The organism is Actinomadura sp. NPDC049382 (genome assembly GCF_040677125.1).
GTDB classification, from domain to species: domain Bacteria; phylum Actinomycetota; class Actinomycetes; order Streptosporangiales; family Streptosporangiaceae; genus Spirillospora; species Spirillospora geliboluensis.
The window spans coordinates 1-4,748 of record NZ_JBFARO010000238.1 but is presented as its reverse complement, the minus strand read 5'-3'; the positions used below and the strand labels follow the sequence as shown (position 1 = coordinate 4,748).

Annotated in this window: 5 protein-coding genes; 3 read left to right on the top strand and 2 right to left on the bottom strand. The window is 77.0% G+C overall.

Annotation, left to right across the window (positions count from 1 at the left end; all coding sequences use genetic code 11):
- Positions 1 to 119: 119 nt before the first annotated feature.
- Both AB0K34_RS46080 and AB0K34_RS46075 read left to right on the top strand, forming a co-directional pair.
- Positions 120 to 1,733, top strand: coding sequence for an NAD(P)/FAD-dependent oxidoreductase (locus AB0K34_RS46080; RefSeq protein WP_364554844.1), 1,614 nt, complete (start codon positions 120 to 122; stop codon positions 1,731 to 1,733).
- A gap of 98 nt (positions 1,734 to 1,831) precedes the next feature.
- On the top strand, positions 1,832 to 2,266 hold the full coding sequence (locus tag AB0K34_RS46075) for a CBS domain-containing protein (RefSeq protein ID WP_138639499.1): 435 nt from the start codon (positions 1,832 to 1,834) through the stop codon (positions 2,264 to 2,266).
- Between the two features lie 25 nt (positions 2,267 to 2,291).
- Here the strand turns inward: AB0K34_RS46075 and AB0K34_RS46070 are convergent, their stop codons facing one another.
- Positions 2,292 to 3,761 (bottom strand): PLP-dependent aminotransferase family protein, encoded by a 1,470-nt coding sequence (locus tag AB0K34_RS46070; RefSeq protein WP_364554842.1) that lies wholly within the window; start codon positions 3,759 to 3,761, stop codon positions 2,292 to 2,294.
- Positions 3,762 to 3,857: 96 nt separating this feature from the next.
- Between AB0K34_RS46070 and AB0K34_RS46065 the strand changes: the two genes are divergently transcribed.
- On the top strand, positions 3,858 to 4,481 hold the full coding sequence (locus tag AB0K34_RS46065) for a hypothetical protein (RefSeq protein ID WP_138639501.1): 624 nt from the start codon (positions 3,858 to 3,860) through the stop codon (positions 4,479 to 4,481).
- On the opposite strand, the gene AB0K34_RS46060 is transcribed toward AB0K34_RS46065, so the two are convergent.
- Positions 4,478 to 4,748 (bottom strand): glycerate kinase (locus AB0K34_RS46060; protein ID WP_364554840.1); only part of this gene is annotated, 271 nt, incomplete at its 5' end. The two genes, AB0K34_RS46065 and AB0K34_RS46060, sit on opposite strands and share 4 nt — an antisense overlap.

Sequence of the window (4,748 nt, the reverse complement as noted above, 5' to 3'; positions counted from 1 at the left end):
GCCGCCCGCGCGGCGCCGGGGGCGGTGCGGCTGCTCGCCCGCCGCGAGCCGGGCGGCGCGCGGGGCTGACCGCCGCCCGCCCGGACACCCCCTAGGGTGATCACCGGGAGGGATGCCGCATGGCGGACGCCGTGGTCATCGGGGCGGGGCACAACGGGCTCGTCGCGGCCAACATGCTGGCCGACGCGGGCTGGGACGTCGAGGTCCTGGAGGCGCAGCCCGAACCGGGCGGCGCGGTGCGCAGCGACAGGGGCGTCCACCCCGACTACGTCAGCGACCTGTGCAGCGCGTTCTACCCGCTCGGCGCGGCGTCGCCCGTCATGCGCGCGCTGGACCTCGAACGGCACGGGCTGCGCTGGCGGCACGCGCCGGCCGTCCTCGCGCACCCGCTGCCGGACGGGCGCTCCGCCGTCCTGGAACGCGACCGCGACGCGACCGCCGCGAACCTGGAGGCGCTGGGCGCGGGCGACGGCGAGGCGTGGCTGCGGCTGTGCGCCATGTGGGACGAGACGGGCGACGACGTCCTGCGGGCCCTGTTCACCCCGTTCCCGCCGGTCCGGGCGGCGCTGCCGCTGGCGGCGGCGCTGCGCCGTGCGGGCGGCCTGCGGGCCGTGCGGCGGCTGCTGGCGCCCGTCCGCACGCTCGGGGAGCAGGAGTTCACCGGGCCGGGCGGGCCGCTGCTGCTCGCCGGGTCGGCGCTGCACACCGACATGTTCCCCGAGTCGACGGCAGGCTCGGTGTTCGGCTGGCTGCTCGCGATGATCGGCCAGCGGGACGGCTGGCCGGTCCCCGAGGGCGGGGCGGGCGAGCTGACGGCCGCGCTCGTGCGGCGGCTGGAGTCGCGCGGCGGGCGGGTCCGCTGCGGCGTCCCGGTCGCGTCGGTCGTCGTCCGCGGCGGGCGCGCGCTCGGCGTGCGGACCGCGTCCGGGGAGGCGGTGCGCGCCGCCAGGGCCGTGCTCGCGGACGTGGCCGCGCCCGCGCTCTACGGCGGCCTGGTCGGCTGGTCCGACCTGCCGGGCTCGCTGCGCGACGACATGCGCCGCTTCGACTGGGACCACGCCACCTTCAAGGTCGACTGGGCGCTGTCGGGCCCCATCCCCTGGGCGTCCCCGGACGCCGGGCGGGCCGGCACCGTCCACCTGTCCCCCGGCATGGAGGCGCTGACCGACTACAGCGCGGACCTCGCCACCGGCCGCGTGCCGGCCGAGCCGTTCGCGCTGCTCGGCCAGATGACGACCGCGGACCCGGCCCGCTCCCCCGCCGGGACCGAGTCGGTGTGGGCGTACACGCACGTCCCCCACCGCGTGCGGGCCGACGCGGGCCCCGACGGCATCACCGGCGCCTGGGACGAGCGCGAGCGGGACGCCATGGCGGCCCGCCTGGAGGGCGTCGTCGAGCGCCTCGCGCCCGGCTTCCGCGCCCGGATCACCGCCCGCCGCGTCACCGCGCCGCCCGCCTTCGCCGACCACGACGCCAACCTCGTCAACGGCGCCCTCAACGGCGGGACCGCGCTGATCCACCAGCAGCTCGTGTTCCGGCCCGTCCCCGGCCTCGGCCGGGCCGAGACCCCCGTCGCGGGCCTGTACCTGGCGTCCGCGTCCGCCCATCCCGGCGGCGGCGTGCACGGCGCCTGCGGGGCCAACGCCGCCCGCGCCGCGCTCGCCCACGCCGGGCCCGCCGGCCGCGTCCTCACCCCCGCCCTGCGGGGCCTGAGCCGGCTCCTCGCGCCGTAGGTTTACCGGCGCGGGGTTTTCCTCGGCGCCGGAACATGCGACCTTGTCAGGACGACGCGGGTGGCGGCCACCCGGCGACCGGCAGCGGAGCGTGAGGCATGCGGATTCGCGACATCCTTCGACGGAAAGGGGACGCGGTGGCCACGGTGCGGCCCGACGCCACCGTGCGGCACCTGCTCGCCGTCCTGGCGGAGCACAACATCGGGGCGGTGGTCGTCTCCCCGGACGGCACGTCGATCTCCGGCATCGTGTCCGAGCGCGACGTCGTGCGCAGGCTGCACGACCGCGGCGCGGCCCTGCTGGACCGTCCCGTCACCGAGATCATGACCGCGGAGGTCCGCAGCTGCGGCCCCGGCGACAAGGTCGAGGACCTGCGCCGCACCATGACCGAGCACCGGTTCCGGCACGTGCCCGTCGTCGAGGACGGCCGGCTCGCCGGGATCGTCAGCATCGGCGACGTCGTCAAGAGCGCCATCGACGAGCTGGAGAACGAGCGCGAGCACCTGGTCGGCTACATCCAGAACGTCCCCTGACGCCCGCCGACGGGCGGGGGCGCGGTCACACGTAGGCGGGCAGCGTCCGGGCCGCCGGGGCCGCCATGACCTCCCGGTGGGCCACGGCGAGGCGCTCGACGGCCGTGCGCAGCGCGTCCGGCGGCAGCACGTACGGCAGCCGGACGTAGTCCTCCAGGACGCCGTCCGCGCCGAACACCGGCCCGGCGACGACCCGGACGCCGAGCCGCTCGGCCGCCTCCGCCAGCGCCGTCGCGACGGGCGCGCCGATCCGCGCCCACAGCGACATGCCGCCGGCGGGCAGCCGGAACTCCCAGCCGGGCAGCAGCTCGCGCAGCGCCCCGGCGAGCGCGTCCCGGCCGCGCAGCAGGGTCCGCGCGCGCTCGGCGCGGACCTCCTCCACCCGCAGCAGCAGTTCCCGGACGATCAGCTGGTCGAGCACCGGGCTGGCCATGTCGAACGGCTCCCGGGCCAGCACGAGGCGGCGCGCCAGCGGCGCGGTCGTACGGACCCAGCCGATGCGCAGCCCGCCCCACAGCAGCTTGGAAGCCGACCCGATGGTGATGACGCGGCCGCCGCCGTCGTAGGCGGCCAGCGGCGCCTCGCGCGGCGCGTCCAGGTCGTGGGCGAGGTCGGCGAACGTCTCGTCGGCGACGAGGAAGGCGTCGGCGCGGCGCGCGGCGTCGACGAGCGCGGCCCGGTCCGCGGCCGGCATCAGGTACCCGGTCGGGTTGTGGAAGTCGGGGACGGTGTAGGCCATCCGGACGGCGGCCTGCCGCATCGCGCCCGCCGCGAGCTCGATGTCCCAGCCCTCGTTCACGCCGACCGGGACGAGCCGGGCGCCGCGGCGGCGCAGCGCGCCGAGCGCGTGCGGGTAGGTGGGGCGCTCGACCATGACGGCGTCGCCCGGCTCCACCAGCAGCTGCGACAGCAGCGTGAACGCGTGCTGGGCGCCGGTGGTGACGACGATCTGGTCGGCGCGGGTCGGGACGCCGCGCGCGGTGTACCCGGCGGCGACGACCTCGCGCAGCCCGGCCAGCCCGGCGGGCTCGTAGCCGGGCCCCGAGCTGTAGCGGGGCAGCTCGGCGACGGCGGCGGCGACGGCCTCCTCGAAGATCGCCGGGGCGCCGGGGGTGGCGCAGCCGAGGTCGATGAAGGACCCGTCGTCCGGCACCGGGTACGCCTTGCCGTACAGCCCGCCGGGGGGCGCGTCGGCGCGCCGCTCGACCGCCGACATCCGCACCGGGGGCAGCGCCGTCCAGCTTCCCGCGCCCTGCCGGCTCTCGATGTAGCCCTCCTCGCGGAGCCGGTCGTAGGCGGTCGTCACGGTGGTGCGGCTGACGCCGAGGGCGGCGGCGAGGTCGCGTTCGGCGGGCAGCCGGGTGCGCAGGGCCAGCCGCCCGTCCAGGACGAGGGCGCGCACCGACCGGGCCAGCGCGGCGTAGACGGGGCGGTCCCGCGAGACGTCCCCCAGCAGCCGGGCCAGGTGCGGGCCGCTCACATAGCGGGTGCTCATACAAGCCACTTTCGCATAATTGGCCCTACAAGTACCAGTCCACTTCACGCCAGAGTGGGTCCGGAAGATGGCCACTCATGGTGTTGGAGGCGGATAATGGCCTTGATGGCGCGACGGCTCGTGCAGCTCTACGTTGGATTGGCCTTGTACGGGCTCGGGATCGCCCTCCAGGTGTCGTCCGGCCTCGGGAACGATCCATGGGACGTCTTCCACCAGGGGCTCTCCCGCCGCTTCGGACTGTCGATCGGCGCGTGGATCATCATCGCGGGCGCGGTGGTGATGCTCGCCTGGATCCCGCTGCGGCAGCGGCCCGGGATCGGGACGATCAGCAACGTCGTCCTCGTCGGCGTGTTCGCCGACCTGTTCCTGTGGCTGCTGCCCGCCCCGGACGCGCTCGCGTTCCGCTGGGGGTTCCTCGTCGTCGCGGTGCTCGTCGGCGGCGTGGCGACCGGCTGCTACATCGGCGCGGGCCTCGGCCCCGGCCCGCGCGACGGGCTGATGACCGGGATCGCCGCGCGCGGCCACTCCCTCCGCGTGGTCCGGACCGGGATCGAGCTGGCCGTGCTCGCCGCCGGCTGGCTGCTCGGCGGCACCGTCGGCCTCGGGACGGTGCTGTACGCGCTGGCGATCGGCCCGCTGACGCACGTGTTCCTGCCGATGCTGACGGTGAAGGCCCCGGCGGCGGAACCCGCGCCCGAGCCGGAGCCGGCCCCCGCCTAGCGGGCGAACAGGCGGACTGCCTGCTCCGCAGCGGCGGCCAGCAGCGGCGCGGCGTCCGCCTTCAGCTCCGCCAGGGTGCGGGGCCCGTCGGCGAGGCTGAACGCGGCGGTGAGGCCGAGCGCGTGCAGCTCGTCCAGGGGCCCGGCGACGCCGCCGGCCAGGGCCAGGCAGGGGACGCCGCGGTCGCGCGCGAGCGCGGCGACGGCGGAGACGACCTTGCCGCCGGCGCTCTGCCCGTCGACCCGGCCCTCGCCGGTGACGACCAGG

Bases quoted from the DNA above. Each gene is read 5' to 3' on its own strand.
- AB0K34_RS46080 (WP_364554844.1), top strand. From the start codon at position 120: ATGGCGGACGCCGTGGTCATCGGGGCGGGGCACAACGGGCTCGTCGCG.
- AB0K34_RS46075 (WP_138639499.1), top strand. From the start codon at position 1,832: ATGCGGATTCGCGACATCCTTCGACGGAAAGGGGACGCGGTGGCCACG.
- AB0K34_RS46070 (WP_364554842.1), bottom strand. From the start codon at position 3,761: ATGAGCACCCGCTATGTGAGCGGCCCGCACCTGGCCCGGCTGCTGGGG.
- AB0K34_RS46065 (WP_138639501.1), top strand. From the start codon at position 3,858: ATGGCCTTGATGGCGCGACGGCTCGTGCAGCTCTACGTTGGATTGGCC.